Origin of the sequence: Chryseobacterium phosphatilyticum, assembly GCF_002899825.2 — a bacterium.
GTDB lineage: Bacteria > Bacteroidota > Bacteroidia > Flavobacteriales > Weeksellaceae > Chryseobacterium > Chryseobacterium phosphatilyticum.
On sequence record NZ_PPED02000004.1, the window covers coordinates 79,830 to 97,030 of the forward strand.

At 36.7% G+C, this 17,201-nt stretch carries 15 protein-coding genes; 8 read left to right on the forward strand and 7 right to left on the reverse strand.

All coding sequences use genetic code 11. The features are described 5' to 3' along the window. The 3 genes from rplD to C1631_RS16135 all read right to left on the reverse strand — a co-directional run bounded on the left by rplD (position 1) and on the right by C1631_RS16135 (position 2,501). Positions 1-630 (reverse strand): 50S ribosomal protein L4, encoded by a 630-nt coding sequence (gene rplD, locus C1631_RS16125; protein ID WP_103246793.1) that lies wholly within the window; start codon positions 628-630, stop codon positions 1-3. Continuing rightward, a complete protein-coding gene (rplC, locus tag C1631_RS16130; protein WP_027371722.1) occupies positions 621-1,247 on the reverse strand; it encodes a 50S ribosomal protein L3 in 627 nt (208 codons plus the stop codon). The genes rplD and rplC overlap by 10 nt, the downstream gene beginning before the upstream one ends. 492 nt (positions 1,248-1,739) lie before the next feature. After that, positions 1,740-2,501 carry a DeoR/GlpR family DNA-binding transcription regulator gene (locus C1631_RS16135; RefSeq protein ID WP_109713400.1) on the reverse strand — a complete coding sequence of 254 codons (762 nt, stop codon included), beginning with the start codon at positions 2,499-2,501 and terminating at the stop codon, positions 1,740-1,742. Between the two features lie 203 nt (positions 2,502-2,704). Between C1631_RS16135 and C1631_RS16140 the strand changes: the two genes are divergently transcribed. From C1631_RS16140 to C1631_RS16175, 8 genes are all read left to right on the forward strand, one after another. Continuing rightward, positions 2,705-4,303: a glycerol-3-phosphate dehydrogenase/oxidase gene (locus C1631_RS16140; protein WP_103246790.1), complete on the forward strand. Its 1,599-nt coding sequence runs from the start codon at positions 2,705-2,707 to the stop codon at positions 4,301-4,303. Positions 4,304-4,311: 8 nt separating this feature from the next. After that, on the forward strand, positions 4,312-5,808 hold the full coding sequence (gene glpK / locus C1631_RS16145; protein WP_103246789.1) for a glycerol kinase GlpK: 1,497 nt from the start codon (positions 4,312-4,314) through the stop codon (positions 5,806-5,808). A gap of 24 nt (positions 5,809-5,832) precedes the next feature. Then, positions 5,833-6,564 (forward strand): MIP/aquaporin family protein, encoded by a 732-nt coding sequence (locus tag C1631_RS16150; protein WP_103246788.1) that lies wholly within the window; start codon positions 5,833-5,835, stop codon positions 6,562-6,564. Positions 6,565-6,569: 5 nt separating this feature from the next. Continuing rightward, entirely contained in the window at positions 6,570-7,373 is an 804-nt protein-coding gene (locus C1631_RS16155) for a hypothetical protein (RefSeq protein WP_103246787.1), read from the forward strand. A gap of 186 nt (positions 7,374-7,559) precedes the next feature. Beyond that, a complete protein-coding gene (locus C1631_RS16160; protein ID WP_103246786.1) occupies positions 7,560-7,979 on the forward strand; it encodes a hypothetical protein in 420 nt (139 codons plus the stop codon). A gap of 198 nt (positions 7,980-8,177) precedes the next feature. Next, entirely contained in the window at positions 8,178-8,585 is a 408-nt protein-coding gene (locus C1631_RS16165; protein ID WP_103246808.1) for a hypothetical protein, read from the forward strand. Further along, complete coding sequence (locus tag C1631_RS16170; RefSeq protein ID WP_103246785.1) at positions 8,582-9,553, forward strand: hypothetical protein; 972 nt, start codon at positions 8,582-8,584, stop codon at positions 9,551-9,553. The genes C1631_RS16165 and C1631_RS16170 overlap by 4 nt, the downstream gene beginning before the upstream one ends. A gap of 77 nt (positions 9,554-9,630) precedes the next feature. Next, complete coding sequence (locus C1631_RS16175; RefSeq protein WP_109713402.1) at positions 9,631-12,345, forward strand: hypothetical protein; 2,715 nt, start codon at positions 9,631-9,633, stop codon at positions 12,343-12,345. Between the two features lie 95 nt (positions 12,346-12,440). On the opposite strand, the gene C1631_RS16180 is transcribed toward C1631_RS16175, so the two are convergent. The 4 genes from C1631_RS16180 to C1631_RS16195 all read right to left on the reverse strand — a co-directional run bounded on the left by C1631_RS16180 (position 12,441) and on the right by C1631_RS16195 (position 17,113). Beyond that, positions 12,441-12,944, reverse strand: a complete 504-nt coding sequence (locus C1631_RS16180; protein WP_103246783.1) for a low affinity iron permease family protein — start codon at positions 12,942-12,944, stop codon at positions 12,441-12,443. Between the two features lie 133 nt (positions 12,945-13,077). Continuing rightward, entirely contained in the window at positions 13,078-14,280 is a 1,203-nt protein-coding gene (locus tag C1631_RS16185; RefSeq protein WP_165828319.1) for a PepSY-associated TM helix domain-containing protein, read from the reverse strand. Positions 14,281-14,453: 173 nt separating this feature from the next. Beyond that, entirely contained in the window at positions 14,454-15,074 is a 621-nt protein-coding gene (locus C1631_RS16190; RefSeq protein WP_103246781.1) for a hypothetical protein, read from the reverse strand. Between the two features lie 29 nt (positions 15,075-15,103). Beyond that, the gene (locus C1631_RS16195; protein WP_103246780.1) at positions 15,104-17,113 is read right to left on the reverse strand and encodes a TonB-dependent receptor domain-containing protein; all 2,010 of its coding nucleotides are present in this window, start codon (positions 17,111-17,113) and stop codon (positions 15,104-15,106) included. Positions 17,114-17,201 lie beyond the last annotated feature (88 nt).

Here is a 17,201-nt window from a genome sequence, read left to right on the forward strand (position 1 = left end):
TTATTTCTTTAAATTTTCCTGGAATTTTTCAACTGCACCTTCGAAGAAAATGATCTCACCAGCGTTTACTAAATCGTAAGAACTGATTTCGTTGAAGTTCATTACTTTAGTTTTAGGTAAGTTTCTTGAAGATAAATACACATTCTTGTTAGCTTCAGGAAGAACGAATAAAGATTTTTTACCGTTAAGTTCCAATGCACTTAATACATTGATAAAATCTTTAGTCTTAGGAGCACCAAAGCTCAAATCTTCTAAAACTTTAATGCTGTTATCTCTCATTTTCTGAGATAAAACAGATTTCTTAGCTAATCTCTTAAGAGCTTTGTTCAATTTGAATCTGTAGTCTCTTGGTTTTGGTCCGAATACTCTACCTCCACCTCTGAAAGTTGGAGATTTGATATCACCATATCTAGCAGATCCTGATCCTTTTTGCTTCTTAAGCTTTTTAGTAGAAGCAGTAATTTCGCTTCTTTCTTTTGCTTTATGAGTTCCTTGTCTTTGTGCAGCAAGGTACTGTTTAACTTCTAAGTAAACCGCGTGCTGATTTGGCTCAATTCCGAATACTGTTTCGTCTAGAGTTACTTTTCTTCCGGTCTCTTTTCCTGATGTATTTAATACTACTAGTTCCATTTTCTGATAATTACATAAGAATTTTTAGCTCCCGGAACAGCACCTTTTACTACTAAAAGATTTTGTTCTTGATCAACTTTTAACACTTGAAGGTTTTGAACTGTTACCTGCTCACCTCCCATTCTTCCAGCCATTCTCATCCCTTTGAATACTCTTGAAGGGTCTGAACCAGCACCGATAGAACCTGGAGCTCTAAGTCTGTTGTGCTGACCATGAGTTGCCTGCATTACACCTCCAAATCCGTGTCTTTTAACAACACCCTGGAAGCCTTTACCTTTTGAAGTTCCTGTTACGTCAACATACTCACCTTCAGTGAATAAATCAACTTTTACTTCTTCTCCTACTTTCACCTCATCAACGAACTCTCTGTAGAATTCTACTAATTTAGCTTTAGGAGCAGAACCAGCCTTTTTAAAATGGCCAGCTAACGCTTTACCAACGTTCTTCTCACTCTTGTCATCGAAACCTAATTGAACAGCTTTATAACCGTCTTTTTCTAAGGTTCTGACCTGTAAAACCGAGCATGGACCAGCCTGGATAACTGTACAAGGAATGTTTTTTCCTTCTTCGTTAAACAAAGACGTCATACCGATTTTTTTACCAATAATACCTGACATTGTTTATATTATAATAAAATTTATCTTTCTGTTTATCACCATTTTTAGGAGGTCTAAAGTAATTTCTACTTCTGATATAGGCATACTACGCCCCTAAAATGAGTGTGCAAATTTATGAATAATTTTGTAACTGACAAATATTTAGATTAAAATATTTTGATTTTTAATCATTTAGATCATTTTTGAAAAAACAGAAGACGTGAAGAAAAGGAATTGTTTACTAAAAAACATTCATTCTATCCACCAACTCATTTCAAAGACTTTGCAGCGAACAGCTATACACAAAATAAATGCCATAACTACTAGATAATGAAACATTTCCTGTTTTTAACAGAAAAATATTTCATTTCTTCAATTTTATCGGACAAAAAAAGCAACACCGGACACAACTGTCATGATGACATTTCATTGTAGTGACAAAAAAACCTTATGAAATCATAAGGTTGTATTATTTATAGTATGTATAGAATATTTCAGAAGTTTCAGACTGTATTATTTGATAACATTTACTCCGATTTCTTCCAGCTTCACCTGATTTTCACTCGAAATCCCATGATCCGTAATGAGATAATCGATCTGATCCAAAGAGCCTATTTTACCAAAACCTTTTTTATTCAGCTTGGAAGAATCTGCAAGAATCACTGTCTGATCAGCACACTCAATCATAACCTGATTAAGATGAGCTTCCGCCGCGTTGGAGGTACTTATTCCAAATTCAAGATCAATCCCATCCACACCCAGAAAAAGTTTATTACAGGAAAACTGCTTAAGAATTCCTTCGGAAATGGATCCCACTATAGAAGTAGAACTCTTTCTCACCTCTCCACCTAACTGGATAATATTAATATTAGGATTATTACAAAGCTCAATCGCCACTCTCAAAGAGGATGTCAATACCGTAAGCGGACCAAAATTCACCAGCATCCGTGCAAGATAATGCATTGTGGTTCCTGAAGCCAGAATAATACAATCATTTTCCTGAATCAACGACACAGCAGCTTTTGCGATTGCCTGCTTTGCTTCCACATTAATATTCTCTTTCTCTCCTACATTTTTCTCGTAAGCATATCTTACTTGCTTACTCGCTCCACCATGATTTCTGAACAGCAATCCCAGACTTTCGAGATAATTCAGATCCTTTCGGATCGTAACCGAAGAAACATTTAACTTTTCACAAAGATCCTGAACAAGAACGTGTCCCTTTTCGTCAAGTTCTTTTAATATTTCATCATGCCTTGGTATTAGCTTCTCCATTTATTTCGTTTATTCAAAAGTACCGTTTTTTTTTCATATATGCGTTTTTATTGTTTTTTAACGAGTGCATACAATTAATTCGTTTTCAATAATAAAAGCCTTTTTCCATTAATAATCATTCGAGTTGTTGAAATTTCATTTATTTTTCTTTTAGTTTCATTTTTAATTTATATATTTGAAAACGAAACATAAACGAAACATTTATGAAACGAAACGAAGAACTCAGTAAGTTAACCAATGTAAAACAATGGGACTTTATAGTCATAGGAGGAGGAGCCAGTGGTTTAGGTTCAGCATTAGACGCAGTAAGCAGAGGATTCAAAACATTATTGCTTGAATCTCATGATTTTGCGAAAGCAACATCCAGCAGAAGTACCAAATTGGTGCATGGTGGAGTAAGATATCTCGCACAAGGAGATATCGGTTTAGTAAAAGAAGCTTTAAAAGAAAGAGGTTTGCTTGCTAAAAATGCAGCACATATTGTAAAAAACCAGTCTTTTATTATTCCTAATTATACATGGTGGGGTGGAATCTATTATAAAATAGGATTATCTGTTTACGATTTCCTTGCAGGGAAATTGAGTCTGGGTAAGACGAGATACATCAGCAAATCAAAAACCATCGAAAAACTACCGACTATTGAACAAAACCATTTGATGAGTGGAGTTGTCTACCAGGACGGACAGTTTGACGATGCCAGATTGGCGATCAATTTAACTCAGACTATTATTGAAAAAGGGGGAAGTGCTATCAATTACATGAAGGTCGTTGGTCTTCTGAAAAATGATTCCGGTAAAGTCATTGGAGTTACTGCTGAAGACCAGTTTACCCAACAGCAATATCAGATTCATGCCAATGTTGTCATCAATGCAACAGGAGTATTCACCAACGAAATTCTCAATATGAATAATCCAAAGCATGGTAAATTTGTTGTACCAAGCCAGGGAATACACCTGGTACTGGATAAGTCTTTCCTTAAAAGTGACGATGCCATCATGATTCCAAAAACGTCCGATGGCAGAGTTTTGTTTGTCGTGCCATGGCATGACAGAGCATTGGTAGGAACTACAGATACCCTTCTTAAAGATGAAAGTTTTGAACCTCGTGCACTGGAAGAAGAGATCAGCTTTGTTTTAAATACTGCAAGACAATATTTAGCTAAAAAACCTACCCGTGAGGATGTGAAATCTGTTTTTGCCGGACTTCGTCCGCTTGCCGCTCCTAAAGACGGAGCCAAAAGCACTAAAGAAGTTTCCCGAAGCCATAAAGTAATTACCTCAGACACAGGATTAGTTTCCATCATTGGTGGAAAATGGACTACCTATCGTAAAATGGCAGAGGATACCGTAGACGAAGCTATGAAAGTTCACAAACTTGGAAATACGCCTTCAAAAACAGAACATCTTTCCATCCATGGGAATATGAAACCAGAACTGGTAGACAGAACAAATCATTTATATGTTTACGGATCTGATATCCCGGCTGTAAAAGCTCTACAGGAAAGCAACCCCCGTTATGCGCAAAAAATTCACCCGGACCACCCTTTTACGGTGGCAGAAGTAGTTTGGGCTGTAAGAAACGAAATGGCTGTGATCATCGAAGATATTTTAGCAAGAAGAGTTCGTTTACTATTCTTAGATGCAAGAGCTGCAATAGACTGTGCTCACAATGTAGCCCGAATCATTGCTGAAGAGAATGGGTATTCTGAAGAATGGGCTCAAAAACAGGAAGACGAATTCATTGCACTGGCAAAAGGATATTTACTGACTCCTTATTCACCGAAAGTTATAAACCTAAATTAACACCATATATGAATGAAAAACTAATTCTCGCTCTTGACCAGGGAACAACATCCTCCAGAGCGATTCTTTTCAACCACAGTGGAGAAATCAAATATGTATCTCAGAAAGACTTCAGACAAATATTTCCGACTCCGGGTTGGGTAGAACATGATCCGAATGAAATCTGGTCATCGCAAATCTCCGTAGCAGCTGAAGTGATAGCAAAAGCAGGAATCTCCGGACTGGAAGTTGCCGCCATTGGAATTACCAACCAACGTGAAACAACGGTTGTTTGGGATAAGGAAACAGGTGAACCTATCTACAATGCCATCGTATGGCAGGACCGCAGAACAGCGAAGTACTGCGATGAATTGAAAGAGCAAGGACACGCCGAAGCTATTAAAGAAAAAACAGGACTTGTACTTGATGCCTACTTTTCGGCAACCAAATTAAAATGGATTCTTGATAATGTTGATGGGGCAAGAGAAAAAGCCGAAGCCGGAAAATTATGTTTCGGAACTGTTGATACATGGCTTGTATGGAAACTTACCCGTGGTAAAATGTTTATCACCGATGTATCCAATGCCAGCAGAACTATGCTTCTTAACATCCATTCTCTCGAGTGGGATAATGATTTACTGGAGCTATTTAATATTCCTAAAGCCATTCTTCCTGAAGTAAAACAAAGCAGTGAAGTATACGGAGAAACTGCCACTACTCTATTTTCTACGAAGATTCCGATTGCAGGGATAGCGGGAGATCAGCAGGCAGCCTTATTCGGCCAGATGTGTACTTCTCCGGGAATGGTAAAAAATACATACGGAACCGGGTGTTTCTTATTAATGAATACGGGAAAAGAAGCGGTATCGTCTAAGAACAACCTTCTTACTACAGTAGCATGGAAAATCAATGGAGAAGTAAATTACGCTTTAGAAGGAAGTGTATTCGTTGGAGGTGCAGCCATTCAATGGTTGAGAGATGGACTTAAACTGATTGATTCTTCAGAACAGATCAATACATTGGCATCATCTGTTAAAGACAATGGTGGTGTCTATTTCGTACCTGCTCTTACAGGATTAGGAGCTCCTTATTGGGACCAATACGCCCGTGGAACTATTGTTGGCATCACCCGTGGTACTACTGACGGACATGTTGCAAGAGCTACTTTGGAAGGAATTGCATTTCAGGTATATGACATCGTAAAAGCAATGGAGGCAGATTCCGGAAGAGCAAGTCTTGAGCTAAGAGTAGATGGGGGCGCATCCGCAAGCGATCTTCTGATGCAAATACAATCTGATCTTTTTGGTTTTAAGATCACGAGACCAAAAACGTTGGAAACAACAGCTTTAGGAGCTGCCTATCTCGCAGGTCTTGCTGTAGGATACTGGAAAAGCATTGACGAAATCCAATCTCAATGGATTGTGGACAAAGATTTTCATCCTCAACTGGAAAAGGAAAAGGTGGATAAAATGATCCACTTGTGGAAAAAAGCTGTGACCCGTGCTCAGAGCTGGATAGAAGATTAATCTTGATACTTTAAAAATACACATATGACTCCATTTATTGCAGAAGTAATCGGGACGATGCTTCTTATATTATTAGGCAACGGTGTTGTAGCCAATGTTGTCTTAAAAGGTACCAAAGGAAATAATTCCGGATGGATTGTGATTACCACCGCATGGGCACTAGCCGTTTTTGTCGGTGTTACTGTAGCCGGCCCTGTAAGTGGAGCCCATTTAAACCCCGCTGTAACAATTGGTCTGGCTACTGCCGGAAAATTTTCATGGGATCTGGTTCCGTCATATATCGCCGCTCAAATGATTGGTGGCATGTTGGGAGCATTTTTGGTGTGGCTATTTCATAAAGATCATTTTGCCATTACTGAGGATGAAGGGGCAAAGCTGGCTTGTTTCAGTACAAGTCCTGCTATTAGAAAAACCTCTTCTAATCTGATCAGTGAAATTATTGGGACTTTTGTACTTGTTTTTTCAATTTTTTACTTTTCAGATCCCAGTATTTCTCTACACGCGGACCCATCAGCAAAAGTTGGTCTAGGTTCTGTGGGAGCCATCCCTGTGACATTTGTTGTATGGGTCATAGGATTATCCCTGGGAGGAACAACAGGATACGCCATTAATCCTGCCAGAGATCTAGCCCCTAGAATTATGCATTCTATTCTTCCTGTAAAAGGAAACAGTGACTGGAGCTATTCCTGGATTCCTGTAGTAGGCCCGGTAACAGGAGCTATTATCGCCGCTGTTTTATATGGATTTTTAAAATAAAACAAATGATGAGAAAAATCTTAAAAGGAATCTTCCTTCTTGCTCTAGGTACAGGAAGATTGTTTTCTCAGGAAAACACAGAATCCAAAGAAGGCAGGCTGGATTTTACAGCCAATATCCAAAACAATCATTTATGGAGAGGGCTTATTATTACAGATAAACCTGTTGTAATGGGAAATCTCTCCTATGCTTTGGATGCAGAAAAGAAATGGAAGGTCGGAATCTGGGGCGCCTCCGCTTTAGCTGATGACAAAGACAATACCCATTACAAAGAGATTAATTATTACATTCAGTACTCCAATGGGCGTTTTTATATTGGATTATGGGATCTTTATAATTCCAGGAATATCAATACGGCTGTCGCAGCTGATGATATTTTCAGTTACTCACAAAGAAGAACTGCCCATATTATTGATCTGAGAACGAATTATACCTTCGGGCCTTCATTCCCTATCAATATCGAAGCAGACATTATGTTGTATGGAGGAGCTAATGCCGGAGAAGTAATTCTTGAACCGGATGGAAGTTATAAAAAGAACAGATATTCCACTTATATTCAGGCAAGCTATCCTGTAATCAGCGGACAGAAAGTTAATCTGGATGCTTTTGTAGGAGCTGGTTTTGCTCTCAATGACAAAACATTTCTTTATGGGAATGGAAAAAACAGTTTTGACATTGTCAATGTAGGTGTTAAGGCAGGAAAGGTTGTTAAAATAACTGACCATTATAGTCTTCCTGTGAATATGATGGTGATGTGGAATCCTTCCAATAAGTATGCAAGGATTCAGTTGGCAGCAACTGTTTTTTAAATCAGTTTCAATAAAAATGATATAGGGCCACTCTTTTTCGGAGTGGTTTTTTGTTTATTATATGGAGACACCCTTACAAATTATCTTGTATAGATTTAAAATTGATATGATGAATCCCTATTCATTCACCGGGATTTTACGGTTGAAGATTTAAACAATTATTTTTACTTTTGAAAAAAAGAAACTATGAAAAAGATTTTAAGCTTAGTCGTTGTATGTCTTTGTACTTTTGCTTTAGCACAACAGGGCAAGGTACCCTTTACAGGGAAAAGAAGTTTTGACATTATGAAAGGCTACAGCGGTACCGGTACTCCTCATTATTATCTGGATGTAAAGAAGACCGGTGATGTTTACTTTGGATACATTCAGGTGAATCAGGCGAACGGAAAAGAAATGACTGAAGAAGTAAACGCCGGGAAGTATGCTCCTAATAAAGTAATGAAAGTGCATTTCAAAAAATACAACGAGACTTTCTTTGTAAAGTTTGATAAAGACAAAATCTTTATGACAGACGAAAAAGGGAAAGTTCAAAATCTTGAAGGGTGCTGTTCATCCCGCGAAAGTGTAGATAAAGATACATGCAATTGTGAAAGTGAGTTATATTAACAACCAGATACAGCCACTCCTTTTGGAGTGGTTTTTTATTTTTTGTATGAAGGCCCCACTTGTTCTATTTATTCAATGCATATAATGCAATGTCTGTTTATCATGATATAAGAGATAAAAACGCCCTATTACCGTTAATCACCGGGAATTTACGGTTGAAGATTCAGATAAATATTTCTACTTTTGAAAAAAAATAATATGAAAAAGATTTTCAGTGTACTGATCTTATGCCTGAGTATTTTATCTTTTGCACAGTCTCAGACTCCGTTTACAGGGAAAAGAGATTTTAATATTGAAACCGGAGAGCAAGGTTCAGGAGCACCATCTTATTATCTGGATGTAAAGAGCAACGGAGATGTTCACTTTGGCTCTGTACAGGTAGACCCTGAAAGTGGAAAAGAAAAAAAGGAAGTCATCAATGCCGGAAAGTATAATCCAGAAGTCATGAAAGTTCATTTCAAAACATACAATGAAATTTTTTATGTAAAATTTGACAAAAAAGATATTTATCTTACGGATGCCAACGGAAATATTAAAAAGTCTGATGACTGTTGCCCGGAAATGGGTGAGAAAAACTGCAATTGCAAGAGTATTCTATATCAATGAAATCATTAAAACTTTTATTCTTCTTCCTTCTTATTGTTTCTTGTGATAAAAAGAAAGATCACTCTTATACATTTTATTACTGGAAAACCAATCTGAAGCTGGATCAGGAAGAAAAAAAGGTGCTGAACAAAGCTTCGGTACCTTTTCTCTATACAAGATTTTTCGATGTTGATAAAGTGAACGGGAAGTTTCAGCCGGTTGCCGTTATTACCAAGGAATCAAGTTTTAAAACGGACAAAAAGATTGTACCCACGGTATTTATCACCAATCCTACTCTGTTAGGAATTAGTCAGGAGGAAATTAAGTTTCTGGCAGAAAGTATTCATCATCTGATTCAAAAGAAATCGGAAGAATATCATTTGACAACAAACAATGAAATTCAAATTGACTGTGACTGGACCGCCGGCACACGGGATGATTATTTTAGATTTTTAAAAGAACTGAAAAGAGTTTCGGGAAAAGCGATTACCTGCACTCTTCGTCTTCATCAGGTAAAGGATAAAAAATTGACAGGAATTCCTCCTGTTGATAAGGTATATTTAATGTGTTATTCTACTTCATCCCCTTTAGAGAAATCTGATAAAAATTCAATTCTGGATGTCAATATTCTCAAAAGTTATCTTTCACATCTGGAAGAATATCCCATCAGGAATATTAAAGTGGCTTTGCCTATTTATTCCTGGGGCATAGTAACCAATCATCTGGGCAAGCATAAACTTATTAATGCTCTATCTAAAAAAGATCTTGAAAATCCCAATTTTAAGAAGATCTCTGAATATGAAGCAGAAATCACAAAAGACGGTTTCTACTTTGGGAGTTATTTAAATAAAGGATTCACTATAAAAGTGGAAGAAATATCTGAAGAACAACTTGAAAATGTTGTGCAGTTCTTAGAAAAAAAAATACCAGCTTTTAATGTCATTTATTATCAATTAGATAGTAAATTTGTGTTAGATCGAAAATTTTAAATCTCAAAAGATAGAGGCATTACATTTGCCGGAACCATAAACATCAATTACAAAAAACTAAAAACACGACAAACCCTATGAAAAAGTATATTCTTTCACTTGCGGTTGTATCACTTTTCTATACTCAATCTGACGCCTGTGCATGGTCAGATCCTGATTATGATTACTTCAACCTTTTCACCCAAAGCATTATCAAAGATAAATCATATCTTCCTTTTCTACGGACGTATTCCAATAGGTTCTATGGAGAATATAGCCCTTCTCTGATTCCTGATGACAATATTGAAACATGGAGAAAATTCTTTAATAACCAACTTACTTATCCCGAGACACAAAATCTTGTGTACAAAATGAGTATGAGTGATCTGAATGCTCTTAAAAATGGCAATCCGACTAATCCATTGCTTCTGAAATTAGGTAACGGGGCATATCAGAAATATAAAGAAGGTATTGACTATTTAATTGAAGCTAAATATCTGGAACCTTACATGAGCATCAATTATATCGAAAGTGAAAATTCATTTTATTATGACAGGGATGCCAACCGAAAAAATGCCACTGCTCTTGATTATGATAAAACGATCTCAGCATTAACATCGCTGTATAATGCGGCCAGGAATCCTGAGATCAAACAACGATACGGCTATCAGCTGGTCCGTCTTAATCATTATACCAGAAACTATGATTCTGCAGTAAAAGCCTTCAATACCTATGTAAGTCCCATCAAATTAAAAGGTACTGTTTACTTTATGGCTTTGGATCAGCTGGCGGGAGCTCAGAGAGGGCTCGAAATGACCGGTGACGCTAACTGGAACTTCTTCCAGGTATTTATGAACAGTAAAGATCGTAAAGAATCTGCATTTGTGTCTATGAAACTTTCGGATACCGCTTCTTTCAATAATATTATGAAAAGAGCCGGCACCAACGAGGAAAAAAATATGGCTTATTTTCTTTTAGGATATGAGGAGTACACTAATCCTATTCCTACTATGGAAAAGATGTATGACATCAATCCTGATTCGGAAATCTTAAAGGTGATGGCTGCAAGAGCTATTAATGAGCTGGAAAGAAATTACCTTCCTACTTATTATTATTCTGAATCAGCTTCAGAAAAAAGTTCTGTTCAGAAAGGAAATGCGGAAACCAAAGAATCAAAAGATAAAGTAGCACCTGTAGTCAAGGAAGAAAAGATCTCTTTCTGGCAAAAGATAGTAAGATTTTTCAAAAACCTTTTCGGAAGTTCTTCATCTGACGAAAATGGTAATGGTAACAAATCAGACCTGAGTGATGATGCGTTATTCAGTAATCCGGACAGGATCCCTTTTTATACCCGTGCTAATTACTATTACGATACGAAAAATCAGGACTTCCTGGATGACCTTGAAAAGTTCACAGAAAAAACAAAAGAAAAATCCGGTGATGAATACTGGCAGATTGCGGACGCTTACCTTAAGTTCCTGAAGAAAGACTATAAAGCCAGTTCTGAAATTCTGAATGATATTAAAACAACCAATCCTGAATATCTGGAAGAAATCAAAAGAATGAAAGTTCTGAATGACATTGTATCCCAACCTAAAATTGATGCAGCCTACGAAGATCATTTAATGAAAGATTACCCTCAGTATTTTGTAGAAAAAGAGGTTAAAAAAGATACTGCTACTACCGATAAATCCGATTATTACGGAAGTACACCTTCAACGGCACGCTTCCTTAAAGATGTATTGGCCAACCGTTATTTTCTTCAGGGAGAAGACGGAAAATCATTCCTGATGAACAATAAACTTTCAGATTTGCAGTATAATCCGAATTCCAGTTTGGTAAAGAGTGTTGAAGATTTTTACAGAAAGTCAAATAAAAGTCAGTTTGAGCAACAGGTCATTGCTAAAAATATGGATAGTGTAGGAAATATTGATGCCTTCTTCAATATGATTTATGGTGACAGAGCTATGAGACTTGCAGATTTTGAAAAAGCAAAATCATATTATGAAAAAGCCCGGAACTTTACCGGAATACCAAGACAAAACTACGACTGGACGGAGAAAGATGGTCAAAAGATCACTCAAAAACAGTATGCTACTACTGAATACAACGGTTTTAATAATATATCAGATCTTGTTTTCGGACATAATGTATGGGAAAGTTTTGAGAGTGGGGATACGGAATCAATGAAAGCTGAGAATTACTCTGATTTTCCGTTTATTAAAAATAATATGAACAAGCTGGATCTGGCTACTAATCTTATTCAGCTGAAAAAGATTGGAACTGGTAATGATGAAAAGGCTGCAAAAGCTAACCAGCTTATCGGAAATCTTCTATACAATACCTCAGTACTGGGATATTACAGACAATTATTTGTGATGGATATTGATAACAGCAATGGAGGAAAATATCATTTCTGGACTACAGACAGAGCTAATCCATACCAATATTATTATAAGGATTTTCTTAATACTACTTACATTGAACCTGATAATTTTGATCTCGCGATCAATTATTATCAAAAGGCTCTTAAACTTTCGAACAATAAAGAAGAAAAAGCAAGAATTCTCTTCCAGATGGCAAGTGCTGAACAAGGGAAATATTACCAATATGAAGCGAAAAATCAAAGAGAGTATGACTATTCTGATCCGAAATGGTCAGAGAAAGAGACTGCCTTTCAGAAAGAGATGGACAATCTTAAAAATCAGAAATTCAGAACCTATTTTGCACAATTGAAAACACAGTATGGAGATACTGAAGTTACAAAAAGCCTGATGGGAAGTTGCAGTTATTTCAGTTATTTTATGAGATAATCAAGAATAAATCCGGGACTGAAAATAGAAAGTTGTCGATGTCTTCAAACGGCCAAACTTTTTTTGATCAGAAAGTCTTATTAATAAAAAAGGAATCAGTCTGATTCCTTTTTTTGTTGTTCTTGTTTTTGCATCCACTCTTCGTGCTTGCGCTTGAAAAATTCATATTTATAATCGTTATTTCTCTGCGCAGCATCAATGGAGTGAGAAGTGTGTATATCCAAATCCTTTTTAGCCAACTGGGCAAGTTGTTCATAATAATGATGAAGCTGATCCAACTCAGCTTCGGTAAGATCTTCAATATCGACAATTCTGTTGCTTGCTTTTTCATGAGCGGCAAGAAGTTCATTCAACTTTATTTGTATTGCCTTTGAATCTTTATTCTGGGCTTTCTGAATGAGAAATACCATAAGAAAAGTAATAATCGTAGTCCCTGTATTGATAACCAGCTGCCAGGTTTCAGAGTAATCAAAGAAAGGACCGGAGACTGCCCATACCACAACTATAAGAAAAGCCCCGATAAAAGCGTATGCACTGCCCGTAAATTTTACGGCCCAGTTTGAAAATTTTTCAAAGAAACGATTATTCTGATGACTCATACCATTTATTTTTCTTCTAATAAATTTAGAAAATTAACCGGAATCAAAAAGAATAAAATAGAAAATGAGGTATATAAAGATGAAAAGAAAAGTCAGAATTACTCTCCAATTCTCCTATTAAAGAGTTCTCACGTTATTTATTCGATATCTTCCTGTACCTGTGCCACCAGATCAAAAAACCTGTAATTGGTAAGGAACATCCGATAAGTGATACTATAAAATACAGAATAATACTTGGCAAACCCATAATTTCCCCCGTATGTAAAGGTTTTGCCAAAGCAGTGAATTGCTTATTCAAAGGTCTGTCTGAAAATAATTCTTTTGTTTTGAGCACTCCGGTTTTATCAAAAGTTATTTGGTCCGGCAGCATTACTCCGAGTAGATTCCGGGTGTTGGTTTTAATCACAACATACCGTGGATTATCTTTATTGGGAAGCTCTATACGGGTCACCGCGGTATACGGTAAATATTGATCAGCCAGGTTTAAAATTTTATCTATAGAAGCTGAGGCCGAATTTTTTAGGGTCTTCTTTTCATCTTGTTTTTGAAGCATATCTTCGAGAAGTCCACCAAAAGCATCATCTCCCCTATCTTGATCATTTGAAATGTTATCTATGGATGAACCTCCCAAGCTGATAATAAGAGCGTTCTTTACCCAGGGATAAGTAATATACAAACCGGTAACTGCGATGAAGAAAAGCATCAGAAAAGTGTAAAACCCAAGTGTATTATGCAGATCATGATTCACCCTTTGAAATTTAGCGTTCCACATTACGGTCAGCCCCTGTCTCAGAAACTTCACCTTTTTAGGCAACCATAGTATAAAACCTGAGATCAGTAAAACACAAAACATCAATACAGATGCTCCTACAATCTGCCGCCCAATATTCCCCATCATCAGATTCCGGTGAAGGTCCAAAACTACTTCAAAAAAATGGTTTGACCCAACATCTGCCTGTCCCAGAAGTTCACCTGTATATTGATTATAATAAGCACTCTTATCCAGTTGATTCTCCTTGTAGCCAAGGACGTAACTTCTCGCTTTATCGTCCGGAATCAGCAAAGATGTTAATTGCTTATTTTCTTTCAAAAGCTCAGCCTGGATCTGATCTGCATTTCTCCTTTTTTCATAACTGGCACTAATATAGACTTTATCCCTGTTACTTAAATCGGTAATCTGGTTTTTAAACGCATACAAACACCCGGTAACACACATCACAAAAACAATGATACTTGACAAAAGTCCCAACCACAGGTGTATGAGCCACATCAGGTATTTAGCAACGGATTCATTTTTTCTTCTTTTTCGGTAAAGGCTTTTTAATAGTAACTTCATTGAGGTCATTATAGCAAAAACATTAAGACGAATGACCGTCTTAATGTTTTCCAAAATTAAAATTGATATGAATAAATTAAAAAAAGTTAATACGAATACAAGTTGGAATCTGAGCAAAGAAGTTATTAATAGCTAAAACACCTCTTTTTCCCACATTCAAAACTTAAAACATATTATTTTCTTCCTTTGAACTGAACATCTTTTACAATATCAGCGAATTTTGTATAATGTTCAGGAGTAAGTGCTTTTTGAATTGCTGCTTTTCTTTGTGCATCAAATTTCTCCCAGTATTCTTTTGCCAGATCATTATTCCCGTGATACACATCGTGGGCATCATTAAATGCTTTTTCAAATGCATCATTGGCAGCGTTTACTACTTTGAACTCATCTTCTGAAAGCTGAGCTTCAGCCTTGATTCTTTCTAACAAAGCATTGTCATATCTAGGTCTTTTTCTGGAGTTTTCATCTACAAATTTGTTGAATTGCTCCATTTGAGGAGCATCCAGAACTTTAGCCATTTCAATAGATTGTTGCGCTCGTACTTCCTCATTTTTGATTCCCAGCGCTACACGATCCATATTACCTCCTTGCGCTTTGGCAGCCTGGAAGTTTTGCTCCTGAATATCCTGATATTTTTTAGTGATTTCGTCGAAACTTTTTACCTGATCCGGAGTAAGCTGTACCAGAGTTTTAAACTCGTTATAGTCGATTCCCTTCTTCTTATCTCCTGAGCATGAAACAATCAATAAAGTTGCAAATGCTACTGCAATAGTTTTAATATAAGTACTTTTCATCGATATTTTATTTTAATGTTTACTGTATTTTAGAAGAAGTAATTCGCTCCAAACTGATATCTTATTCCATCTATTCTGAAACCAAAATTGTTAGCAGGGTCTGTTGTATCATTACGGATATCTTTATCCAGCAGATTGTATACTCCAAATGTGAAACGAACATGTTTATTGAGTCTGTACACTGTCCCTAAATCTAATAAGAAGTAAGATGGGATTGGGTATTCCTGGGCTTTACCTCTGCTTACGCCTGGTTGGCTTTCGCTTCTGTAGTTTCCTCTTGACCAGAACTCGAAGCTGTCATTTGCTTTCCAGGATAGATTTACGTTGGCCATGTGCTTAGGAATTCTTGCATACGGCTTATTGTACAATGCAGGAATTTCTTCAGATTTAATCTTTGTATCTGTATATGTATAGTTTGCTTTTAATATAATATCTTTTGATACATTGACTCCAAGGTTTGCTTCAAGTCCCATACTGTTTGCCTTACCAAGATTTTCTCTTGTTGAGATAAAGTCATAGATATGATTGTAAAGCGCTTCAAATTCTTTACATTCTTCGGTGTTGTTACATTTTCTAACTTCAACCAGTTTGTTTTTAAAGTCTGTGTTAAATCCTGTTACACTTAGATTAATCACTTTCTTATTATCCTCAAACATTACCGTTAACTCCTGGTTAAAACTTTTTTCCGGTTTAAGGTCTTTGTTTCCAATGATAACCCCATCCTGAGTTCCACCTCCTGTTACTTGTCCCCATCCTGGATTAACTGCTCTTAAACCTGGCGCTTTATACCCCCATGAAGCACCTCCTTTAAAAGTAAAGTTGTTTGTAGCACTCCATACTAAATATCCCCTTGGTGTAAAGTTGGCACCATAGTTCTCATCGTTATCCAAGCGTGCCCCTGTAACAAGGTGTAATTTGTTGACTAACTTCCAGTTTCCTTCAGCAAATGCAGACCAGTTCCAACGTGTAAGTTTGGTTACCACTTCTCCATTTTCAGACTTCATCTTATTTCCTAAGTCATTCAGTCTTTCATATCTGTATTCTGCACCAAAGCTGATCACATGATCTTTAATATTGAAATTATTAAGGCTGTACGCTGATAGAGTTTCGTATCTCATATCCCTGTTTGGATTGTTGGTATTGTCGTACTGGATATAAGAGTTCGTATGGAAGTTTGAGTAATCACCTTTATGGCTTAATGCCAATACATTTCTCTCGTAGTTGTTACGTGAGCTCTTTGCTTTAGGTCCCAATGAATACCCCGGATTCTGGTTTCTTTCCTGACGGTTATAATCGTAGCTTAGCTTAAAGGTATTTTTTGTATTGGGAGTAAGGCTGAATTCTGTACCAAAAGCTTTGATTATTCTTTCGGTAAATCCACCTACAAATTTATCTTCATTTCTGTCTGAATAGCTTCCTGTAACTTTCATCTGAAGGAGATTTTTCACTAAAGAACCGGCAGCATATCCATCAATCTGGTAAGTATTCCCTGATTCTTTATGTACCTGCTGGATTAAACTTGTTCCAACAGATCCTCTCCAACCGTCACTCAGTTTCTTAGTGATAATATTAATTACTCCTCCCATGGCGTCTGAACCGTATAGTGAAGACATGGGCCCTTTTACTACTTCAATTCTTTCAATGGTTTCCAATGGTGGCATCCATCCCTGTTCAATACCGGGACCGTCAGAGTTGGGTCTGGTCTCCCTTGTATTGATTCTTTTACCGTCAATTAAAACTAATGTCTGCCCAGATTCAGCTCCTCTTATTGAAAAATCACTTGTACTTCCTCCTCCTGTCACGAACACACCCGGAACATCCTGTAATGCATCTGTAATATCTCTATACGCTCTTTTTTTAAGGTCTGCCTGAGAAATTACAGAAATAGTTGCAGGGGTATCTTTGATCTTCTGAGCATACCCGGAACCCGTTATTACTACTTCATTAATATGGTTACTTTTTAACGTGTCCTTAGTTTTCTGACCGCTCACAAAAGCTGATCCTAAAACCAGTAAGGAAAAAGATACTGTTCTAAACATCAATAATTTTTTTGCAAAATTATTATTTTTAATAATTCTAAATAAATAAACTAAGGTGAGATATGTCACCCAAAGAAGACTAATCAAT

Excerpts from the sequence above, each read along its gene's own strand:
- C1631_RS16195 (WP_103246780.1), bottom strand. The coding sequence starts at position 17,113 with ATGTTTAGAACAGTATCTTTTTCCTTACTGGTTTTAGGATCAGCTTTT.
- C1631_RS16170 (WP_103246785.1), top strand. The coding sequence starts at position 8,582 with ATGAAATCATTAAAACTTTTATTCTTCTTCCTTCTTATTGTTTCTTGT.
- C1631_RS16180 (WP_103246783.1), bottom strand. The coding sequence starts at position 12,944 with ATGAGTCATCAGAATAATCGTTTCTTTGAAAAATTTTCAAACTGGGCC.
- rplC (WP_027371722.1), bottom strand. The coding sequence starts at position 1,247 with ATGTCAGGTATTATTGGTAAAAAAATCGGTATGACGTCTTTGTTTAAC.
- C1631_RS16140 (WP_103246790.1), top strand. The coding sequence starts at position 2,705 with ATGAAACGAAACGAAGAACTCAGTAAGTTAACCAATGTAAAACAATGG.
- C1631_RS16175 (WP_109713402.1), top strand. The coding sequence starts at position 9,631 with ATGAAAAAGTATATTCTTTCACTTGCGGTTGTATCACTTTTCTATACT.
- C1631_RS16190 (WP_103246781.1), bottom strand. The coding sequence starts at position 15,074 with ATGAAAAGTACTTATATTAAAACTATTGCAGTAGCATTTGCAACTTTA.
- rplD (WP_103246793.1), bottom strand. The coding sequence starts at position 630 with ATGGAACTAGTAGTATTAAATACATCAGGAAAAGAGACCGGAAGAAAA.
- C1631_RS16155 (WP_103246787.1), top strand. The coding sequence starts at position 6,570 with ATGATGAGAAAAATCTTAAAAGGAATCTTCCTTCTTGCTCTAGGTACA.
- C1631_RS16160 (WP_103246786.1), top strand. The coding sequence starts at position 7,560 with ATGAAAAAGATTTTAAGCTTAGTCGTTGTATGTCTTTGTACTTTTGCT.
- C1631_RS16150 (WP_103246788.1), top strand. The coding sequence starts at position 5,833 with ATGACTCCATTTATTGCAGAAGTAATCGGGACGATGCTTCTTATATTA.
- C1631_RS16165 (WP_103246808.1), top strand. The coding sequence starts at position 8,178 with ATGAAAAAGATTTTCAGTGTACTGATCTTATGCCTGAGTATTTTATCT.
- C1631_RS16185 (WP_165828319.1), bottom strand. The coding sequence starts at position 14,280 with ATGAAGTTACTATTAAAAAGCCTTTACCGAAAAAGAAGAAAAAATGAA.
- glpK (WP_103246789.1), top strand. The coding sequence starts at position 4,312 with ATGAATGAAAAACTAATTCTCGCTCTTGACCAGGGAACAACATCCTCC.
- C1631_RS16135 (WP_109713400.1), bottom strand. The coding sequence starts at position 2,501 with ATGGAGAAGCTAATACCAAGGCATGATGAAATATTAAAAGAACTTGAC.